The sequence below is a fragment of the Brevibacterium sediminis genome, assembly GCF_013623905.1.
GTDB classification, from domain to species: domain Bacteria; phylum Actinomycetota; class Actinomycetes; order Actinomycetales; family Brevibacteriaceae; genus Brevibacterium; species Brevibacterium sediminis.
The window spans coordinates 164,078-182,732 of the sequence record NZ_JABKDD010000006.1; the positions used below are offsets into that span (position 1 = coordinate 164,078).

17 protein-coding genes are annotated in these 18,655 nt (G+C 64.7%); 5 read left to right on the forward strand and 12 right to left on the reverse strand.

Going from position 1 to position 18,655, the window contains the following annotated elements:
- Positions 1-31: 31 nt before the first annotated feature.
- A complete protein-coding gene (locus tag HK108_RS10840) occupies positions 32-1,153 on the reverse strand; it encodes a hypothetical protein (protein ID WP_229664080.1) in 1,122 nt (373 codons plus the stop codon).
- Positions 1,150-1,728, reverse strand: coding sequence for a dCTP deaminase (gene dcd / locus HK108_RS10845; RefSeq protein ID WP_139468980.1), 579 nt, complete (start codon positions 1,726-1,728; stop codon positions 1,150-1,152). Before dcd ends, HK108_RS10840 begins: the two co-directional genes overlap by 4 nt.
- A 312-nt stretch (positions 1,729-2,040) precedes the next feature.
- On the opposite strand from dcd, the gene HK108_RS19110 reads away from it, so the two are divergent.
- The 3 genes from HK108_RS19110 to HK108_RS10860 all read left to right on the forward strand — a co-directional run bounded on the left by HK108_RS19110 (position 2,041) and on the right by HK108_RS10860 (position 5,745).
- The gene (locus HK108_RS19110; protein ID WP_181271537.1) at positions 2,041-3,564 is read left to right on the forward strand and encodes an LPXTG cell wall anchor domain-containing protein; all 1,524 of its coding nucleotides are present in this window, start codon (positions 2,041-2,043) and stop codon (positions 3,562-3,564) included.
- 6 nt (positions 3,565-3,570) lie between these two features.
- A complete protein-coding gene (locus tag HK108_RS10855) occupies positions 3,571-4,722 on the forward strand; it encodes an ABC transporter (RefSeq protein ID WP_181271539.1) in 1,152 nt (383 codons plus the stop codon).
- A gap of 63 nt (positions 4,723-4,785) precedes the next feature.
- The gene (locus HK108_RS10860) at positions 4,786-5,745 is read left to right on the forward strand and encodes a hypothetical protein (protein ID WP_181271541.1); all 960 of its coding nucleotides are present in this window, start codon (positions 4,786-4,788) and stop codon (positions 5,743-5,745) included.
- A gap of 227 nt (positions 5,746-5,972) precedes the next feature.
- Here the strand turns inward: HK108_RS10860 and HK108_RS10865 are convergent, their stop codons facing one another.
- The 3 genes from HK108_RS10865 to mmsB form a co-directional block, all read right to left on the reverse strand.
- A complete protein-coding gene (locus tag HK108_RS10865; RefSeq protein ID WP_181271542.1) occupies positions 5,973-7,907 on the reverse strand; it encodes an NHL domain-containing thioredoxin family protein in 1,935 nt (644 codons plus the stop codon).
- 178 nt (positions 7,908-8,085) lie between these two features.
- The gene (locus HK108_RS10870; RefSeq protein WP_181271544.1) at positions 8,086-8,823 is read right to left on the reverse strand and encodes a YggS family pyridoxal phosphate-dependent enzyme; all 738 of its coding nucleotides are present in this window, start codon (positions 8,821-8,823) and stop codon (positions 8,086-8,088) included.
- 182 nt (positions 8,824-9,005) lie between these two features.
- Positions 9,006-9,911, reverse strand: a complete 906-nt coding sequence (gene mmsB, locus HK108_RS10875) for a 3-hydroxyisobutyrate dehydrogenase (RefSeq protein WP_181271546.1) — start codon at positions 9,909-9,911, stop codon at positions 9,006-9,008.
- Between the two features lie 140 nt (positions 9,912-10,051).
- Here mmsB and HK108_RS10880 point away from each other — a divergent pair, with 140 nt between their 5' ends.
- Entirely contained in the window at positions 10,052-10,927 is an 876-nt protein-coding gene (locus tag HK108_RS10880) for a LysR family transcriptional regulator (protein ID WP_139468973.1), read from the forward strand.
- A 90-nt stretch (positions 10,928-11,017) separates the two neighbouring features.
- On the opposite strand, the gene HK108_RS10885 is transcribed toward HK108_RS10880, so the two are convergent.
- The 7 genes from HK108_RS10885 to rpmB all read right to left on the reverse strand — a co-directional run bounded on the left by HK108_RS10885 (position 11,018) and on the right by rpmB (position 17,083).
- Positions 11,018-11,806, reverse strand: coding sequence for a 3-hydroxybutyrate dehydrogenase (locus HK108_RS10885; protein WP_229664081.1), 789 nt, complete (start codon positions 11,804-11,806; stop codon positions 11,018-11,020).
- A 151-nt stretch (positions 11,807-11,957) separates the two neighbouring features.
- Entirely contained in the window at positions 11,958-13,316 is a 1,359-nt protein-coding gene (locus tag HK108_RS10890; protein ID WP_219922314.1) for an MFS transporter, read from the reverse strand.
- 399 nt (positions 13,317-13,715) lie between these two features.
- A complete protein-coding gene (locus HK108_RS10895) occupies positions 13,716-15,773 on the reverse strand; it encodes a bifunctional copper resistance protein CopD/cytochrome c oxidase assembly protein (RefSeq protein ID WP_181271547.1) in 2,058 nt (685 codons plus the stop codon).
- 237 nt (positions 15,774-16,010) lie between these two features.
- On the reverse strand, positions 16,011-16,298 hold the full coding sequence (locus tag HK108_RS10900; RefSeq protein ID WP_025779153.1) for an HU family DNA-binding protein: 288 nt from the start codon (positions 16,296-16,298) through the stop codon (positions 16,011-16,013).
- Between the two features lie 69 nt (positions 16,299-16,367).
- Entirely contained in the window at positions 16,368-16,673 is a 306-nt protein-coding gene (gene rpsN, locus HK108_RS10905; RefSeq protein WP_025779151.1) for a 30S ribosomal protein S14, read from the reverse strand.
- A gap of 6 nt (positions 16,674-16,679) precedes the next feature.
- Positions 16,680-16,847 carry a 50S ribosomal protein L33 gene (rpmG, locus tag HK108_RS10910; RefSeq protein WP_039211931.1) on the reverse strand — a complete coding sequence of 56 codons (168 nt, stop codon included), beginning with the start codon at positions 16,845-16,847 and terminating at the stop codon, positions 16,680-16,682.
- A complete protein-coding gene (rpmB, locus tag HK108_RS10915) occupies positions 16,847-17,083 on the reverse strand; it encodes a 50S ribosomal protein L28 (RefSeq protein ID WP_025779147.1) in 237 nt (78 codons plus the stop codon). Before rpmB ends, rpmG begins: the two co-directional genes overlap by 1 nt.
- A gap of 586 nt (positions 17,084-17,669) precedes the next feature.
- Here rpmB and HK108_RS10920 point away from each other — a divergent pair.
- On the forward strand, positions 17,670-18,629 hold the full coding sequence (locus tag HK108_RS10920) for a protein kinase (RefSeq protein WP_181271549.1): 960 nt from the start codon (positions 17,670-17,672) through the stop codon (positions 18,627-18,629).
- The last annotated feature ends 26 nt before the right edge of the window (positions 18,630-18,655 follow it).

The window sequence follows — 18,655 nt, forward strand, 5'->3', positions numbered from 1 at the left end:
GACACCGCTCACGCGCGGATCCGACAGCTGGTCACGCGCGCAGCTGTCTGCTGGTCACGAGGAAGCCGTTCTCGTCGAGACCGATGCCGTCCGAGCCGACGAGCAGCTCGGCTCCGATCGCATCTGTGAGTTCGGCCACCCGACCGCGCATCCGTCGGAAGCGGCGACCCTGGTTCGGCTGATAGCGCTTCGACTCGGTGTCCATCCAGTGCACGTGGTATTCGATCTGCGGGGCGACGGTGTGGGCGGCGACGATCGGCGGAACCCACTCGGCTTCCATCACTCGGATCTCGAGGCTGCCGGCGGATTCATCGATCTCGCCGAGCGGAACGAGCAGGGCATAGCCGTCGAGGATGACCGGGGCCGAAGGGTCGAAGAGCGGATCGTCGATGCTCGCTTGGGCCAGCACATCCTCGTCGGGGGTGGGCAGGGACTGTTGGAAGGCGTGCGGGGCATGGCGGCGGACGAAGTCGAGCGCGACCGACGGCTCCATCCAGTACGAGGAGTAGATGTAGAGGTCGACCTTCGCCTCCGGGTCGGGGATGATCACCCGCGTCGGCAGTCCGGGCTCGTCGGCCAGGCGCACGCCCGTGTGGAGGCGGGAGGCGACGGAGAGCATGAGGCTGAGCATCCGCTCCTCCTCCCGATCCGGCATTCCGTTGGGGAAGGCCTCGTGGAGTCCGTCGGCGTCGGCGAACCAGTCCGGCGGCGGGGTCGGCTGCCGATCCCGGGGGCAGTCGATGACGATGGCATGCCGAGCCCAGTCGGGGACTTCGAGCGCGGCGGCATCGGCCGGGTCGAGGGCAGCCCCGGAGCTCAGTCGGGAGTGCCGGCTCAGGCGCAGCTGCCCGTGCTCGTCGAGCACGGGGCGCAGATCGGGCAGCTTGTTGTGGATGAGCGCGAGGACGTCGGAGACCTCGACCGCATCATCGAGGAGGATGAGGTGGAAACCGCGCAGATCCGCCGAGGTGGCCGTGTCCTCGGGCGCAGACGTGCCACCGCCGTATCCGGGCCGTCCCGTCGACGGCATCCCGGTCCGCCGCCTGCTCGCGGCCTGAGCGTCGGGGGCCTGGTAGCGCGCGGCATCGGCCTGTTCCCGGGCGGCGCGTTCAGCGGCTTCGCGTTGCAGCCGCAGTTCGCGGCGGGTGATCACATGTCCCTCCGATAGAAATTGAGGTGCGAACGGGAAGCGGTCGGGCCGCGCTGGCCCTGGTAGCGGTTGCCCGTGGCCTGGGAACCGTAGGGGTTCTCCGCCGCCGAGCTGAGTCGGAAGAAGCAGAGCTGGCCGATCTTCATCCCCGGCCACAGGGTGATCGGCAGGGTCGCGACGTTCGACAGCTCCAGGGTGACGTGGCCGCTGAAACCGGGGTCGATGAAACCGGCCGTCGAATGGGTCAGGAGACCGAGACGTCCGAGCGAGGACTTGCCCTCGAGCCGAGCCGCGACATCGACGGGCAGAGTCACGAGCTCATGAGTGGATGCGAGGACGAACTCCCCCGGGTGGAGGACGAAGGGCTCCCCCGGAGCGGCTTCGACGAAACGGGTGAGTTCGGGCTGCTCGAGGCTCGGGTCGATGACCGCGTACTTGTGGTTGTCGAAGAGCCGGAAGTAGCGGTCGAGACACACGTCGACGCTGGCCGGCTGGATCAGCGACGGGTCGTAGGGGTCGAGGGCGATGCGTCCGGAGTCGAGCTCGGCGCGGATGTCGCGGTCGGAAAGGAGAGTCACGCTTCCGATGGTAGTCGCTGCAAGCCCCGCACGCTTGAGCTTTCTCTCCTCTCCCTTCTGCCGAACCATGGGTCGAATACGCATAACCGGCCGGCAAAATCTACCGACACGCCGAAACTATGTCACAAAACGGTAACGATTCTCGGGAATTCTCCTGATTTTTACCCGTGTGTCTCCCCATAGCGGCGGATGAATGCTTTAGGGTAATGAGCTGTACGGACCCGCGCACGATGGTGCCTTCCCCTTCTTAAGCCAAGGAATGCCGGGAGTCCATCGTCTTTCGTGGGTAGACAACAATCGAAAGGCATTACTGTGAAGACCTCGCGTCTTGTGCTTGCCCCCGCAGTAGCCGTTGCATTGACAGGTCTTGCTGGCGCCCCGGCGTTCGCAGCGACAGAGTCCACCGCTTCGGTCCCTCAGCAACCGCTGTGCGCCCAGGGTGATCAGCAGTCATCGAGCAGCTCCGAATCGGATTCTTCGGTTCCCGACGAGTCGGATCCGCAGGCGACCCTTGCGCAGGCGCAGGTGACCCGCGCCGACATAGCTGACGACAAAAAGGGAATCGGCTTCTCCGGCACCGGATTCAGTCCGGACCAGAAGGCCACGGTGACCGTCGTCGGCACCGATGGCACCGAATACTCGCCGGACAAGAAGCTCACGGTCGACGAAGACGGAAAGGTCTCCGGCACCTACTTCTTCACCGTCACCGACGGTGCCCAGGTGCCTGTCGGCGAGTACTCGCTCTACCTCACCGATCTCAAGTCCGAGAAGAAGTCTTCGAAGGTGACCTTCGAGGTCGTCTCCAAGGCCTCCGAGGTCGACGAACCGGGCAAGGGCGACGACGATAAGTGCGATTCGGCCACCGGTCCCATCAAGACTCCGGACGAGACTCCCAGCGAAACGAAGTCCCCGGAGCCCTCTGAGACGAAGACCGAGGAGCCCACCACCGAGGCACCGAAGCCCAGCCCGTCGGAGACGAAGACCGAGGATCCGACCACGAAGGCTCCCGAGCCGACGGAGACCAAGACCGAGGAGCCCACCACCGAGGCACCGAAGCCGAGTCCGTCGGAGACGAAGACCGAAGAGCCCACCACCGAAGCGCCCAAGCCGAGCCCGACGGAGACCGACAAGGGCGAGGACAAGGACGACAAGGCTCCTGCCGACGGTGTGAAGCCGGGACCCGCCGAGGGTCCGAAGGACGAAGCGCCGAAGTCCGACGAGCCCAAGGTCGATGAGCCCGACGGTGCCGAAGACGCGGCCGAAGACGACAAGAAGGCCGAGGGCGAGGCTCCCGAGTCCACCGGTCCGGCCAGCCCCGGCACCGAGGACAAGAAGCCTGCCGCAGCCGCACAGGCGTCCATGTTCATCAACCCCACCGAGGTCAGCTCCGAGGACTTCCTGAACGACGGCATCAAGATCGGCGTCAGCGGGGCTCAGCCCGGCGAGAAGGTCTCGATCACGGTCGAGCATGCCCAGGGCAAGGTCGACCGCTACACGATGACCAAGGAAGCCGATTCCGATGGCAAGGTCACGTTCGGTGTCCAGGCCAAGGTCAAGGCCGTGCTCGGCACCTACAACGTGCGTGCCCAGGCCGAGAGCTTCGATGAGCCCCAGGGCGGAAGCTTCACCGTGCTCACCAACGGCACCGCCGTCGACGAGGGCGGAAACGGGGCCGGGAACGGCAGTGGCTCGAACGATTCGGGCAGCGACCTGCCGCGCACCGGTGCCGAGATGACCGGACTGGCTCTCGGTGTCGGTCTGCTCGCAGTCGGTGCAGCAGCTGTCATCATCACCCGTCGGCGGATGAACGCCTCCGACGATCCCGCGGAGTTCTAAGCCGCGTTGAACGATGAATTGTCCCTCGCGGGGCTGCAGCTCGACGGACGCGAGATCGACCTCGGACGTCTGCGAGCAGGGACAATGCTCGGACTCATGGGCAGCCCGGACAGCACCACCTCAGTGGTGCTGTCCGCGGCGGCCCTGCCCCACGTCGCACCACCACCACGCTTCCCGACCGGTCGCCGGTCGGGTCGCTTGCGTGTGCGCAGCTGGATGAAGAGCTATCTTCGCGAAGCCGATGCCGGATCTGGGGAGGCGGCATCGGCAGCGGATCCACCGGCTGCATTGACTTCATTCGGACTGCGTCCCGATGTTCTGCGCAGTCGCCTCGACGACCTCGACGCGACCGATCGTGCCCGCCTCGCCCTAGCCGCGGCCTGGGCGAGCGGCGCGAAGTGGCTGACTCTCATCGACCCGTTCGGTTCGGTCCCCGGCCATCTGCGCACCGGGCTGCGGGGTCGCTTCGCCGAACTCGTCGCCCAGGAGGGCCGCGGTGTCGTCTTCAGCTCGAATTCGCTGACCGACCACACCATCGCCGAGGCGGGGGTGGCCGACATCGAAAAGGACCAACTCGTCGCGCTCGGCTCCTTGGAGCAGATCGTCACCGAACCGCGAGGTTCGCTGCCGGCCGAGCTCAGCGGCGTCAATGTCTATTCCGGGCTGGCCCGGAAGGGATGGCTGTCCATCGGCCATTCGGCCGTGCGCGCCCGCACCGAACTCGACGGGAAGGTGTTCGTCACCCTCGGGTGGCGTGCCGCCCTCCTGTCACTGGACGAACACGACCCGGCGTTCACCTCGGCGACGGTGTTCGAAGCCATCGTCACGGGACTGCGCGATCGCGGTTCCTGTCTGCAGGCGAAGCTCTCACCGGTCGACACGGAGATGGGACTCGCGCTCGACGTCGACCTCGCCGACCTCGCCGGAGTGCCGAGAACGCAGCCGGATTCGACGAAGTCCGACGCATCCGCCGAATCGGCTGAGGATTCTGCGGCGACCGACGAGTCAGACGCGAGCGAAAAGCCGACCATCGGATTCGGTGTACTGCACCCGGGACTCGGCGCGACGATCTCCGAACTGCGAGCCAACGTCAAGGTCGGCACACATGTCTTCGTCGAGGTCGACACCTCTGCCCTGCATGCCTACCCGGTCGAGTGATCCGCGGCAGATAGACTGAGAACTGCCCAGTCCCCTCAAGTCCCCAACCGAATCAGGAGCGCCATGCGAACGTCGCGCAGACTTCTGATCTCAGCGCTGACGGTCGTCGTCCTCACAGTGGCAGCGGTCCCCCTCCTCAACTTCACCGTCTACACGCCCGCGCGAGCCGCCGAATCCTATATCTCGGCGATCGAACGCGGCGATGCGCAGAGTGCCTTCTCCTACCTGTCCACGCCGACTCCGACATCGACCTTGGCACTCAGTGACGAAGTGCTCTCCGCGGCTCCCGATCTACCGCGCGAGCCCGAGGCCGAGACCGTTTCCGTCGACGGCGATCACGCGAAGGTCAGCCTCAGCTACAACCTGTCCTCGCGGGAGCAGACCGTCGATCTCAACATGGTCCGCCTGCCTGCCAGCGCGGGACTCTTCAACCGCTGGGCCATCGAACAGGAAGAATGGCCGACCTTGACCCTGGACGTCGCCGGTTCGTCGACGGCGACGGTCAACGGATACGGGGTCAGCACGGGGAGTGTGCCCGTGCTGTTCCCGGCGAGCTACCTCGTCGGTTTCGATGCGACGTATCTGAAGTCGCGATCCCTACGCACCGAGGTGACCGCCCCTGGCGACTCCCCCACCGTGAAGCTCTCGCCCGAACCCACGGCCAAGCTCGAGCAGACCGTGGAGGAGCAGGTCACCGACCATCTGCAGGACTGCATGAAGTCGAAGACGCTCATGCCGGCCGGCTGCGTCTTCGGCTACGACACGGACAACGAGATCATCGGCGATGTCTCCTGGTCGCTCGAGCGCAGTCCGCAGATCGGGCTGACCTCGTCCGGCAGCGATCTCGAACTCACTCCCTCGACGGTCGAGGTACGGGTCAAGGGACGTTACCGCGACATCGTCACCGCTGCCGAACACGACTTCGACGAGAAGCTCTCCTTCGTCCTCGGCGGCTCGGTGGTCGTCAAGTCCTCACAGGTGAGTTTCGAACCGCGCCGCCTCGGCGACGTCACCATCGCCTGAGGGGCGCTCCTCCTGCTGAGGTCCCAGTCCCGCTCCACAGGCCCGTGTCCGGACCTCCGACGGATGCGCCTCTCGCGGTTCTCCTTGCCACAGTGATTGTTGGGTCGATCCACGGCGTTCAGAACGCCGCAACCACCGTGGATCGACCCAGCAATCTCCGTGCATGGGCGATTCTGCGACTACCGTCCGCCTGATCGACAGCGGCCCTCGCTCCGGTGGCCGAGCGCTCAGGCGCCGCGGAGGTCGAGGGTGAGTGCGTTCGGAGCCGAATCCACGAGCTCGACGGGGATGCCCCAGTCCTGCTGGTAGAGGTGGCAGGCCGCGTGCAGCGGGATCTCTCCCCCGGGCTCACCGTCGCAGGCTGCAGCACGCGCTGTCACGTGCAGCACTCCCTCGGTGTACTCGGGATTGATGACGATATCTCTGCTGAGCCCCTCGGCTCCGCCTTCTCCTGAGGAGATGAGTTCCGGCGGCGTCGCAGACACCTGCAGGAACGTGGGATCACCCCACCGGTCGTCGAGCTTCTGACCAGCTGGGACAGTGAAACTCACGGTCAGCGACACCGGACCGGAGGCGATCTCCGTCGAAGGGCGCTTCGTCGTCAATGCGCCTTCGTCGACCTTCTGGGCGTCCTTGGGCAGCTTCACCCGGGTGAGTGCGTGTGCGGCGGACTCGACGACGATGAGTTCGGCGTCATCGGGGGTGCCTTCGTTGCCGATGAGGACGATGTCCGAGGGTTCGCGCAGGCCGCGCGCCAGGGTCGTGACTTCCTCGGTCCTCGGGTCGAAGCGGCGGATCGCACCGTTGTAGGTGTCGGCGATCGCGACCGACCCGTCAGGCAGGCTGCGCACTCCCAGCGGGTGCTGCAGGCGGGCTTCGGCGGCCGGTCCGTCGCGGAAGCCGAAGTCGAAGAGTCCGACGCCCACCAACGAGGACACCTCACCGGTGGCGGGGTCGAGGCGGCGGATCGCCGAGGTCTCGGAGTCGGCGACGAACACCTCGCCCGCTGGCCCGAGGTCGAGACCGGAGGATTGGGCGAACCAGGCTGACTCGCCGTCGCCGTCGACCAGGCCCTCGTTCATCGTGCCCGAGAGGATGCGGATCGTGCCGTCCTTCGGATCGAAAGACCAGATGGTGTGGTTGCCGGCCATCGCCACGACCACCTCGGCGGTGGAGGGGACGAAGAGGACATCCCACGGCGACGACAGCTTCACGTCTACCGCGGGTCCATCGTATCGTCCCAGCTCACCGGGCTTGCCGCGGACGTTGTCGATGGCACCGACCATGTGCTGCTCACCGGTGCCGGCGATGGTCGTGACCGTCTCGTTCGTCAGGTCGATCCCGCGCAGGGTGTGGTTGACGGTGTCGGCGACGACGAGGTCGTAGCCGACTTCGGCCGCCAGATCGGCAGGCAGCACAGTGATTCCGCCGGGTTCGCTGAAGCTCGCCGAGGCGAAGTCGCCGTCGTCCGCGCCGCGCTCACCGGTGCCGATACGGCGGATGATCGTGGCCGCATCGTCGTCGTATTCGACGAGGCTGTGGTGTCCGGAATCGGCGACGATGAGGTGGCCCGAGGGCAGCCGGGTGGCCTTTCCGGGGTAGAACAGGTCTGTCTCCGGGGCAGGCGGCGGAACGTAGGGTCCGTCGCCGGAGTGGAGGGTGCCCTTGGCCGAGTGCTCCTCGATGAGGCCCTCGATGATCTCGGTGAGACCGGCCGCGTGGCCTTCACCGGACATGGTCGCTACGAGGTAGCCCTCGGGGTCGATGACGGCCAACGTCGGCCAGGCGCGGGCGGTGTAGGCCTGCCAGGTGACGAGGTCGGGATCGTCGAGGACGAGGTGCTCGACCTGGTACCGTTCCACGGCCTGGTCGACGGCTTCGACGGTGCGTTCGAACTCGAATTTCGGCGAGTGCACGCCGATGATGACGAGCTCTTGTGCGTACTTCTCCTCCAACGGGCGCAGTTCGTCGAGGACGTGGAGGCAATTGATGCAGCAGAAGGTCCAGAAGTCGAGGAGAACGACCTTTCCGCGCAGGTCGGCCAGGGTCAGATCCTTGCCGCCGGAGTTCATCCATCGGCGGCCGACGAGTTCGGGCGCACGGACCTTGACGTCCCGTGCCGACGAAGTGGCTGACGCGGAGAATTCTGGACTGCTGTTCATGGTTCTATGATCGCAGATCCCCCACCGAGGCGGCCTCCCCGGTGTCATTGTGTGACAGTTCCGCTCGCGCCCGGTCCGGCGTTGGCTCTGTCCGCAGGCAGCCCGGTGCCGGTTCCGACTGTGATCGGTCCGGCGTTGGTTTCGGCCGCCGCCGATCAGCGGCGGGAGGGACTGTCGTTCAGGTGTAGTCGCGGGCGCCGAAGATGCTCGAGCCGACTCGGACGATCGTGGCGCCCTCGGCGATCGCGAGTTCGAAGTCGTTGCTCATGCCCATCGACAGCTCGGTCGCCTCGGCGGGCATGACCCCGGCCCCGCGCAGCTTCTCGCTGAGTTCGCGCAGGTCGGAGTAGCTTGGGCGGATCTCTTCGGGACTGCTGCCGGGAAGGCCGATCGTCATGAGTCCGCGCAGCCGCATCCGGCCGAGCTCCCGTGTCGCGGTGACGAGCTCCTCGGCGTCTTCGGGCGCGACACCGAACTTCGAGTCTTCGCGGGAGGTGTTGACCTGGATGAAGTAGTCGATGGTCTCATCGAGGACGTCGAGACGGTTGTTGATCTTCTCGGCCAGCGGGAGGTTATCGACGGACTGGATGCAGTGAGCGTGCCGCAGGGTGTGATTGACCTTGTTCTTCTGCAGGGGTCCGATGAGGTGGGTCTCGGGGTTGAGGTCGGCGAGAGCCTCGGCCTTGCCGGTGATCTCCTGCACCTTGTTCTCGCCGATGAGGGTGAACCCGTGCTCGAGGGCGACGCGGATCTTCTCTGCCGGCTGCGTCTTCGTGGCCAGCAGCACGCGCACATCGTCACCGCTGCGACCGCTCGACTCGGCGGCGGCACGGGCACGGTCAGCCACCTCGTCGAGGTTGCCGATGATGGCTGCGATGTCGTCGGCGGACAGTGAGGGGGAATCTGGCGTACTCATGTCTCCAGTCTTGCATGAGCCGCGCGAAGTTTCAGGTCGCCGAGGATGCCCGGCCGAGAAACGAAATGCGGACGATCCGGGTCGAAATCATCGTGATTCCTCGACCTGGATCGTCCGCAGCTCGGTGCCGCCGTTGTGAGCGGGCTGTGCTTGTTCCAACCGCCTCGGCGTCGGTTGAGTGCTTACTTCGGCAGGCCCTCGGCGTTCGGGTCGATGTTCTTGATCAGCGCGGAGGTGTCGAGTCCGCCGAGGTCTTCGTCAATGAGCTTCTGCAGCTGTGCATGGACGAGGGTGGCCGCCGGGAGGTCGACCCCCTGGGTCTCGGCGCCGGCGAGGGCCAGGCCGACGTCCTTGTGCATGAGTGCGGTGGCGAAACCGGGCTTGAACTCGTTGTTCGCCGCGGCCGTGGTGGTCACGCCGGGCACCGGATACCAGGTCCGCAGCGGCCAGGAGTCGCCGGAGGACACCTTGGCAATATCGTGGAAGACCTTCGGATCGAGGCCGAAGCGATCGGCCAGCACAGCGCCTTCGACGACACCCTGAAGGCTGATCGAGAGCATCATGTTGTTGACGATCTTCGCGGCCTGACCTGCGGCGTCACCGCCGGCGTGGAAGATGTTCCCGGCCATTGCCTCGATGACGGGTCGGGCCTCTTCGATGTCGGCGTCGTCGCCGCCGAGCATGAACGTCAAGGTGCCGGCCTCGGCACCGGTGACGCCGCCGGAGACGGGACCGTCGATGAGGCGGAAGCCTGCCTTCTTCGCCTCGGAGTGGAGGAGGCGGGCCGAATCGAAGTCGATCGTCGAGGAATCGATGAGGAGGGTCTTCCGGTCTGCGTTGGCCAGGACTCCGTCGGGCTCGAGGTATGCGGTGCGCGCGTGCTCGCCCTTGGGCAGCATCGTGAAGACGATATCGGCACCGGCGACCGCCTCGGCGATGGAATTCACGGGGTTCACCCCGCTCTTCGCGGCTGCGTCCACGGCCTCGGGGACGAGATCGAAACCATTGACGGTGTGACCGGCCTTGACCAGGTTCGCAGTCATCGGGCGGCCCATATTTCCCAGGCCAACCCATCCAATCGTCGACATAATATGCCTCCTCGCATCATGTTCAGCAACTCTTTCGTGTTCCCTCTCACAGTACGCCAGTGAACGCGCGGAAGCCCGGCGGGGAGCCTCACCTCTTCCGCACCGGTTATGTGCGCGTACGCAGATAGAATGGGGCCACTATGGCTTCCTATGCACCTGGCAGTTCCGGTCCGCAGATCGCCCCCGAGGATCTGCTGACTCTGCTCGCCGTCGCCCGGCTTGGGAAGTTCACGGCCGCGGCACACAGCCTCGGCCTCAACCACACGACCGTGTCCAGACGCATCGCCGCGCTTGAGAAGGCGTACGGCGATCGCGTGCTCGTGGCCTCGCCCGACGGGTGGGAGCTCAGCGCCGCCGGGCGTCAGCTGCTGCCGATCGCCGAGGACATCGAGGCCGCTCTGGGGCGCATCGATGCGCATTCGAATTCCGCTCTGTCCGGAACGATCCGGCTGGCGTGCCCGCAGGCCTTCGCCCTTGAGTACGCCGTTCCGGCGCTTACCGAACTGCAGGGGCAGCACCCGGGACTGCAGATCGAACTGATCACCGCTACGCAGCGGGCCCGGCAGTATCGGTCGGGCGTCGATATCGAAATCGTCGTGGGACGTCCGGATGCCCCGCGCTCGATCGCCAAGCACATCCGCGACTACAGGCTCCAGCTCTACGCTTCGCAGGATTACATCGCCTCGCATCCGATGCCGCAGACGCTGGATGATCTGGCCGACCACCGGATGGTCTACTACATCGAGAATTCGCTGCGGGTCGATGATCTCGACGAGGCGGCCGACGCACTTCCGCGCGGGAAGGGATTCTTCCGGTCGACCTCGGTGCATGCGCATGTGCTCGCGACCTCGCACGGGGCCGGGATCGGCATCCTGCCCGACTTCCTCGCCCACGGCAATTCCCGCTTGGTGCAGGTGCTGCCCGAGCTGTTCTCCAAGCAGGTGTCGTATTGGGCCTCGGTCCGCCACGAGTCCCTGCGCAACGCCGGAGTCCGCAAAGTCCTAGAATCCCTCTAATTGCTACCTGACGGCGGCCCAGCTACCTCGCGCGAGGTTGCTAGGCCGCCGTCAGGTAGTTCTGGGAGGGGGAGCGAGATGCGGGAGAGTTCAGGCGGCGACCCAGCCGCCGTCGATGCTGTGAGCGCTGCCGTTGATGACTGCGGCATGGTCCCCGGCCAGGAAGAGCGCGATGGCCGCGACGTCCTCGGGTTCGGCGAGCTTGGGCACCGCGGAATGGCCGAGGAAGACCTGCTCGAGGACCTCGTCCTCGCTGATGCCGTGAGTCTTCGCCTGGTCGGCGATCTGTCCCTTGACCAGTGGCGTGAGCACGTAGCCGGGGTTGATCGCATTGCACGTCACTCCGTGCGGGCCGGCCTCGAGTGCAGTCGTCTTCGTCAGTCCCATGAGACCGTGCTTGGCCGCGACGTACGCGGACTTGTTCGCCGAGGCCCGCAGACCGTGGACGGAGGAGAGGTTGATGATGCGTCCCCAACCGCGTTCGTACATCTTCGGCAGCACCGCCTTCGTGAGTACGAACGGCGCTTCGAGCATGAGCGTATTGATCAGCCGCCAGTCCTCGAGCGGAAATTCCGTGATCGGGTGGATCCGCTGGATGCCGGCATTGTTGACGAGGATGTCGACGTCGAGCTCGGTGCCGTCCAGCGCCGCGGTGTCCGCCAGGTTGACTGCCCACGCTTCGCCGCCGATGTCGTCGGCGACGGCCTGTGCCGAGTCGGCGTCGACATCGGCGACGATGACGGAGGCTCCGGCCCGCGCGAACGACTGTGCGATCGCTTTTCCGAGCCCGGATGCTCCGCCAGTGACGAGGGCGCGTTTGCCGGTGAGGTCTCCCATGAGATGTGCCTTTCGTGGTTCGAGTCTGTCGTACGTGTCCATCTTCCACCCTGCGGAGGCCGAGGAATCATCGAGGTGGGCACCGAGGCGGCTGCCGAGCGTAGGTCGCAGTCCGACAGGTGAGGTCGGCGCCAGGCAAAGGGGCGGTGCCGATATTCACCGACACCGCCCCTCACCGGGTCACCATTCGGCCTCAGCTGGCCGTGGCGACTCCGCGGCGCACCTTGTCTGCATGGTCGAGCGAGCGCAGGTCGATCCCCTTGGTCTCGCGGGTGAACATGAGTGCGATGAACGAGATGATCGCAGCGGCCAGCAGGTAGAGCGCGATCGGCACCGAGGAGCCGAAGGCGTCGAGCAGTGCGGTGGCGATGATCGGCGCGAAGGATCCAGCGACGATGGCCGTCACCTGGTAGCCGGTCGAGACGCCCGAGTTGCGCATGCGGGTCGGGAACATCTCGGACATGATCGCCGGTTGGCCCGCGTACATCAGTGCGTGGAAGACGAGACCGATGAGGAGGGCGAGGAAGATCATGCCGGCACTGCCGGTGTCATACATCGGGAAGGCGAAGAAGCCCCAGGTCGCGGTCAGGAAGATGCCCACGGCGTAGGGCATCTTGCGTCCGATCCGGTCGGTGGCGGCACCGACGAGTGGAACGAGGACTGCGTGGATCGCGTGGGCGCCGAGGAGGAGACCGAGGATCTCGGCGGATTCGATCTTCACCTGCGTGGCGAGGTAGGTGATCGAGAAGGTCACCACGAGGTAGTAGTGGATGTTCTCGACGAAGCGCAGGCCCATCGCGGCGAAGACCTCCCGCGGATAGCGCTTGAATACGGCCTTGATGCCGTAGTCGACGCCTTCCTCGATCTCCTCGGCCTGAACCTCGTCGAAGATCGGCGCATCGGAGACTCGGGTGCGGATGTAGTAGCCGATGAGGACGATGACGGCCGAGAGCCAGAACGAAATGCGCCAGCCCCACGACAGGAAGTGCTCTTCGGTCAGCGTTGCAGTGAGAACGAAGAGAACCGCGGTGGCCAGCAGGTTGCCCAAGGGCACGCCGGACTGCGGGAATGATGCCCAGAAACCGCGCTCCTTGTTCGGAGCGTGCTCGGCCACGAGGAGGACAGCTCCGCCCCATTCGCCGCCGACTGCGAAGCCCTGGACCACACGCAACAGCACGAGCAGGATCGGAGCGAGGTAGCCGATCTGGTCGAAGGTCGGCAGACAGCCCATGAGGAACGTGGCCACACCGACGAGGACGATCGAGAGCTGCAGCAGCTTCTTGCGTCCGTACTTGTCGCCGAAGTGACCGAAGACGATGCCACCGACGGGGCGGGCGATGAATCCGACTGCGTAGGTGGCGAAGCCGGCCAGGATCGGCGTCAGCGGATTGTCAGAAGGCGGGAACAGAATGTGGTTGAACACCAGCGTGGCGGCCGAACCGTAGAGGAAGAACTCGTACCATTCGACGACCGTTCCGGCCATCGAGGCAGCGACGACCTTGCGCAGCTGAGCGCGGATCGACTTCCTCTCAGCATTGTTCTGAGAACTCATGGGACTCCTTCGTTTCCACAATCCGCGTCACCGTTGAATGCGCGAATAGGCTTGCTCCGGCGCCGACCGGCTGACAACCCGGAGCACTCAGACCGCATCGGCGCGGCCGGTGTACCCCTGCTTCAGCGCAGTGTTTCGGGCGCTTGGATATTTCTCATCCAAGGATCAGTGTGCGCCACGTTACGGAGTTTTTGGTAACGACCTGGCCATAATCCGAGAATTTCCGGTGCACATTCGTGCACAGCGGTTGTGCAGCAGTCAGCTGTGACTGCTGCGAGCTCGCAAGGCCCATTGCGGCGCGAATCGTCCCTGCGCGTCAGGCCAGCTCCCCCGCGTCTGATCACCACGCCGGCCATCGAGGTACCACCGCAGTCAGCGCAGCGAGCACAACCCCGAACCTCACCGTCGGCGCGGAGGCGCCTTCGCATCGCGTTCGGCCATCGACGCGAGCATCGCATTGTAGGCGCGCAGCTCGGCGTCGTCGGTGCGGTCTTCGCTGCGGTCGATGCGCTTGGCCTCCCGGTCCGAGGACTTCGCCCATTGGACGCAGACCATGATTGCGATGAACAGGGTCGGGAATTCGCCGATGCCCCACGCGATGGAACCGCCGAGCTGCTGGTCGTCGATCGCCGTGTAGCCCCATCCTGCGCCGACGTTGCCGAACCAGTCTCCGGCGATCAGCACGTTCGAACTCATGATCGAAATGCCGAAGAAGGCGTGGAAGGCCATCGTCACCAGCAGCATCACGAGCCGCATCGGGAAGACAGGGCGCTTGACGCCCGGATCGATGCCGATGAGGGCTTGGGCGAACAGGTACCCGGCGCCGAGGAAGTGCGCGATCATCAGTTCGTGCCCGATATGAGTATCGAGCGCGTAGTACATGATTCCCGAGTAGTAGAAGACGACCAGCGAACCTGCGAAGTTCACACTCGCCACGATCGGGTGCGCGAAGAAGCGCAGGTACGGAGTATGGACGAGCCAGAGCACCCATTCGCGCAGGCCGACGGACCCGTCCGTGCGCGCCTTCGTTCCGCGCATGAGCATCGTGATCGGTGCCCCGAGCACGAGCGGCAGGGGCACGACCATGACCAGGAGCATGTGCTCGATCATGTGCGCGGAGAACTGCACCTCGCCGTAGACCCGGGGTCCGCCCGAGGTGACGTAGACGAGGAAGACCATGCCCACCAGCCAACTGATGAGGCGCAGCACCGGCCATTTGTCGCCTCGCCGGCGGAGGTTGATGAACGCCACGACGTAGGCGATCGAGGCGCCCGCTGCGATCGCGATCCACAGCGGATCCATCGACCATTCGCTGAAGTAGCGGGACAGGTTCGGCTTCGGCGGCAGCGGATCACCGGTGAGGATCTCGGCCGGGGTGGGGTCGCCCACCGGCTCCTGCGGCACGGGCGGCTGTGACCGGGCCAAGGCCACGGCCATTCCCATCGTGACCCCGAAGAGGATGAATTCGACGGTGATGAGGCGCCAGAATTCCACTGTCGCCGAGGCGGCTGTGCCCAAGCGTGAAATGACGAACTGACGGTGCCAGAATCCGATCAGACCGAGCAGGACCGTCGCGAACGCCTTTGCGAGGATGACCTGCCCGTACGTGGTCATGAGGTCGTCGAAGCCCTGCACGCGCAGAAGCGAGTTGACGACTCCGGAGAAGACGATGAGGCCGAAGGCGATGAGGGCGATCGTCGAATACCGTTCGACGACCGGCTTGAGGTTCTTCGAAGCGGCCAGACGGGTGCCCAACAGGGCGATGACGAAGAGCCCACCGAGCCAGAGGACCGCGCCGAGGATGTGCAGACCGAGGCTGTTGACGGCCTGCGTGTGCCCGGAGGCCTCTGCGGAGTGGCCCATCAGAGCCAAGGGGAGGATCACGGCGACGCTGAGCACTCCGGCGGCGGCGATGCCGATATGGGAGCGGGTGCCGAAGCACAGGGTCGAGGCGACAGCGATGAGGACGACGATGAGCACCCACAGCTGCCCGTAGGCGATCTGAGTGACGAACACGCCCAGTTGGTTCGAGAAGTCGAGATAGGCCTGGGCGCCCACAGTATCGACGAATGAGAAGACGAGCACGGCGACCGCAGACAGCGTCCACACGACTGAGGAGTATTCGGCAATCTGAATGGCCTTCGTCCACAGCGGGTCGAGAGGCACGTCATCGTCCGTGGCCTTGTGCCGGCGGGCGCGACCGCCGGCCGTGCGCGGGAGGATGAGGACGGCGAACATGAGGGCGCCGACGGTCAGCGACATCGCAATATTGAAGACGAACTTCGCTGCGGGAAGACCGAAACGGACGACAGAGCCGGGGTCATTGAGCAGAGTCGGGTTGGCTGCTCCGGTGAAGAAGAGTGCGGCCAGACCGGCGATCACCCCGAGGAAGACGACGATGGGGACCGTGGCACGTTGCACGAACCGTGTGATCGGTTCGAAACCTGTAGAACTCACTGCGCGCGGACCGCCCCTTCTGACATGACCCAAGGATATCGTTCGGCGTCGCGCCACTGCCAACCGAGAGATCTCTTCGTGGCCGAGATCTCGGGGAGCCGCCTCGGCGAGGGTGGGTTCAGTCGTACGGGACGACGATCCTCCCTGTTCGAAGGCGGTCTGAAACGGCTGAAGACGCTCAGAGACAGCAAATGGCCCGGATCATACGATCCGGGCCATTCGACGCTGCTGCGTTGATCAGTTCGGGCTGCCAGCGGCACCCTTCAGCTTCGAACCAGCGGACAGCTTCACGGAGTAGCCGGCCTTGATCTGGATCTCTTCACCGGTCTGCGGGTTGCGACCCTTGCGAGCGGCACGCTCGGTGCGCTCAACGGAGAGCCAGCCGGGGATGGTGAGCTTTTCGCCCTTGGCCACGACGTCGGAGAAGACATCGAAGACACCATCGAGCACGTCCGAGACCTGCTTCTGGGTCAGGCCGGACTTCTCGGCAACTTCTGCAACGAGCTCACTGCGGTTCTTAGCCATAAAAGTGTCCTCCTTAGGACAAGTCGGTAGGTCACCGGTCCGTTTTTCCGATGACGAACTTCCTCGAGATTACCAGCTCGACTTGGTAACGCCGGGCAACTCGCCGTTGTGTGCCATTTCGCGGAAGCGAACTCGCGAGAGTCCGAACTTCCGGAGGTAGCCACGCGGACGGCCATCCACCTGGTCGCGGTTGCGAACGCGAACCGGCGAAGCATCGCGGGGAAGCTTCTGCAGTGCGAGGCGTGCTTCCTCGCGCTGCTCATCGGTGGAATCGGGGTGGGTCAGCTGACGCTTGAGAGTCGCGCGGCGCTCTGCATAGCGTTCAACGATGACGCGACGCTGCTTGTCTTTTGCGATCTTTGACTTCTTAGCCATGTGCGCTCAGCGCTCCTCTCGGAAATCGACGTGCTTGCGGACTACGGGATCGTACTTCTTGAGCACGATGCGATCCGGGGTGTTGCGGCGGTTCTTGCGGGTCACGTAGGTGAATCCGGTGCCGGCCGTCGACTTGAGCTTGATGATGGGACGAACATCCTGTGCCTTAGCCATCAGAGCTTCACTCCCTTGGCGATGAGTTCGTTGACCACAGCGTCGATTCCGCGAGCGTCGATGACTTTGATGCCCTTAGCGGACAGGGTCAGCGTGACGTTGCGGCGCAACGACGGAACGTAGTAGCGCTTTTTCTGAATGTTCGGGTTGAAGCGGCGCTTCGTGCGGCGCTTCGAGTGGGACACGTTGTGTCCGAAACCGGGGACTGCCCCGGTTACCTGGCAGGTTGCTGCCATGTCTCTCCTCCAGTTCACAAGTTACCGACTCTCGAAACAAGCCCCTGCGGGATTGCACTTGCGCGCTCTCTCCGCTTGCTTGCGCCGATGTCGGAAGACATCAACAAATTCTCTCGACTGTCACCGTGAAAATTGTGTACGCCAAAACAGGTCTGCCCGTTCGGGCGAGATGTCTCACCAGCGCTGAAGCCGTAGCCTGTGAGAGATGGCCGAAGCTGGAGTGCAGCGGTGGGTGAGCACCATGTGTGTCCTAGCAGATCGATCGGTGACCTACCCGCTACGACACAACAAGAATCAATCTTACTGAGATGCCGGGCCGGAGGGCAAATTCATCCTGGTTTCTGCGGTGGGGCCTTCGTCACTGAAATCGCCCGCGTGGAAGGGCTTGTACGGTCGTCATCGATGCCCGGAGGGACCTTTGTCGACGCCCGGAGGGACTTTCACAGCTGGGGCCAAGCCAACTCGGTGATTTCCGCAGTAGGCTTTCGTCGGCAACGCGTCCTGTCGGCGATCCTGTTGAACGACTGCTCGACTCGTGCCAAGGTAAGTAGATGATTGCCACCACATCTGGCATTCAGGAGGACTGATGAGCGACGTTCCACAGAGGCCGCGCATTCGTCCGGCGACTAGCGACGACTGGCACAAGGGTTCAGGTGAATCTGCTGGTCAGACCCCGTCGTACGGGAATGACGCGGAACGTTCGTCTGCCGATTTCGACAACTCGACCTACTACGAGTACCTCGAACGGCACACGGGGGAACAGTCGATCTCGAAAGCTCGCAGCGGCAATGTCTTCGCCCCTGCCGGACGCTCACCCTTCGATGACGCTCACTCTGCCGGTTCCCACCAGTATGTGAATTCTCAGCAGTCTCAGCAGCCTGCCGGCGGTGGTGCCGGCAATGGCGTCGGCGGCTCGACACAGAATGGAGCCCAGACTCCTCCTTCCCCACAGTTTCCGCCCACCGTCCAAGACGATTCTTCCTCGCGCAATGGTCTGAAGATCGCTGTCGTCATCATCGTCATACTCATGGTTCTGGCCTTGGTGGGATTCTTCGGTATCCGGTGGCTCGCGCCGTCCTCGGGAACCGTCCCTGTGGATGTCGGATCCAGCGAGCCGGCCAGCCCGTCGCCCAGCCCTTCGGATGACCTTGTCCAACCGACGAAGAGCCCGGAAGACCAGCTCGACGCCTATACCGAAGAAGGCACCGAGAAAGCCGCTGACCTCGAAGGTGAGTGGGTGACTCAGGTGAGCGCGAAGAACGTCGGCCTCAAGGCCGACGGCAAGACCTGGTCAGCGCAGGACATCCTAAACGAGTACGAGGCCAACAAGGTCAAGTACCCGGGCGCAATCCTCATCCACAGCGGCGACTGGGCCTCGTACAGGGACGGCAGCTACTGGGTCACGGTCGTCGACACCGGCTACAGCAATCCGGAGCAGGCCCTCGACCAGTGCCGCTCGTGGGGTCTCGACCGCAACCACTGCATCGCCAAGCGACTCGTCAAAGACGGCAGCCCCAAGGACAACAGCGCCTACCTCGACGGGTAGACCGCACCGTCGGACCGGCCGGAGCA

What these genes read in the sequence shown, in the direction of transcription:
- HK108_RS10860 (WP_181271541.1), top strand. Translation starts at nt 4,786, where the DNA reads ATGCGAACGTCGCGCAGACTTCTGATCTCAGCGCTGACGGTCGTCGTC.
- HK108_RS10865 (WP_181271542.1), bottom strand. Translation starts at nt 7,907, where the DNA reads ATGAACAGCAGTCCAGAATTCTCCGCGTCAGCCACTTCGTCGGCACGG.
- HK108_RS10870 (WP_181271544.1), bottom strand. Translation starts at nt 8,823, where the DNA reads ATGAGTACGCCAGATTCCCCCTCACTGTCCGCCGACGACATCGCAGCC.
- mmsB (WP_181271546.1), bottom strand. Translation starts at nt 9,911, where the DNA reads ATGTCGACGATTGGATGGGTTGGCCTGGGAAATATGGGCCGCCCGATG.
- HK108_RS10880 (WP_139468973.1), top strand. Translation starts at nt 10,052, where the DNA reads ATGGCTTCCTATGCACCTGGCAGTTCCGGTCCGCAGATCGCCCCCGAG.
- HK108_RS10885 (WP_229664081.1), bottom strand. Translation starts at nt 11,806, where the DNA reads ATGGACACGTACGACAGACTCGAACCACGAAAGGCACATCTCATGGGA.
- HK108_RS10890 (WP_219922314.1), bottom strand. Translation starts at nt 13,316, where the DNA reads ATGAGTTCTCAGAACAATGCTGAGAGGAAGTCGATCCGCGCTCAGCTG.
- HK108_RS10900 (WP_025779153.1), bottom strand. Translation starts at nt 16,298, where the DNA reads ATGGCTAAGAACCGCAGTGAGCTCGTTGCAGAAGTTGCCGAGAAGTCC.
- rpsN (WP_025779151.1), bottom strand. Translation starts at nt 16,673, where the DNA reads ATGGCTAAGAAGTCAAAGATCGCAAAAGACAAGCAGCGTCGCGTCATC.
- rpmG (WP_039211931.1), bottom strand. Translation starts at nt 16,847, where the DNA reads ATGGCTAAGGCACAGGATGTTCGTCCCATCATCAAGCTCAAGTCGACG.
- rpmB (WP_025779147.1), bottom strand. Translation starts at nt 17,083, where the DNA reads ATGGCAGCAACCTGCCAGGTAACCGGGGCAGTCCCCGGTTTCGGACAC.
- HK108_RS10920 (WP_181271549.1), top strand. Translation starts at nt 17,670, where the DNA reads ATGAGCGACGTTCCACAGAGGCCGCGCATTCGTCCGGCGACTAGCGAC.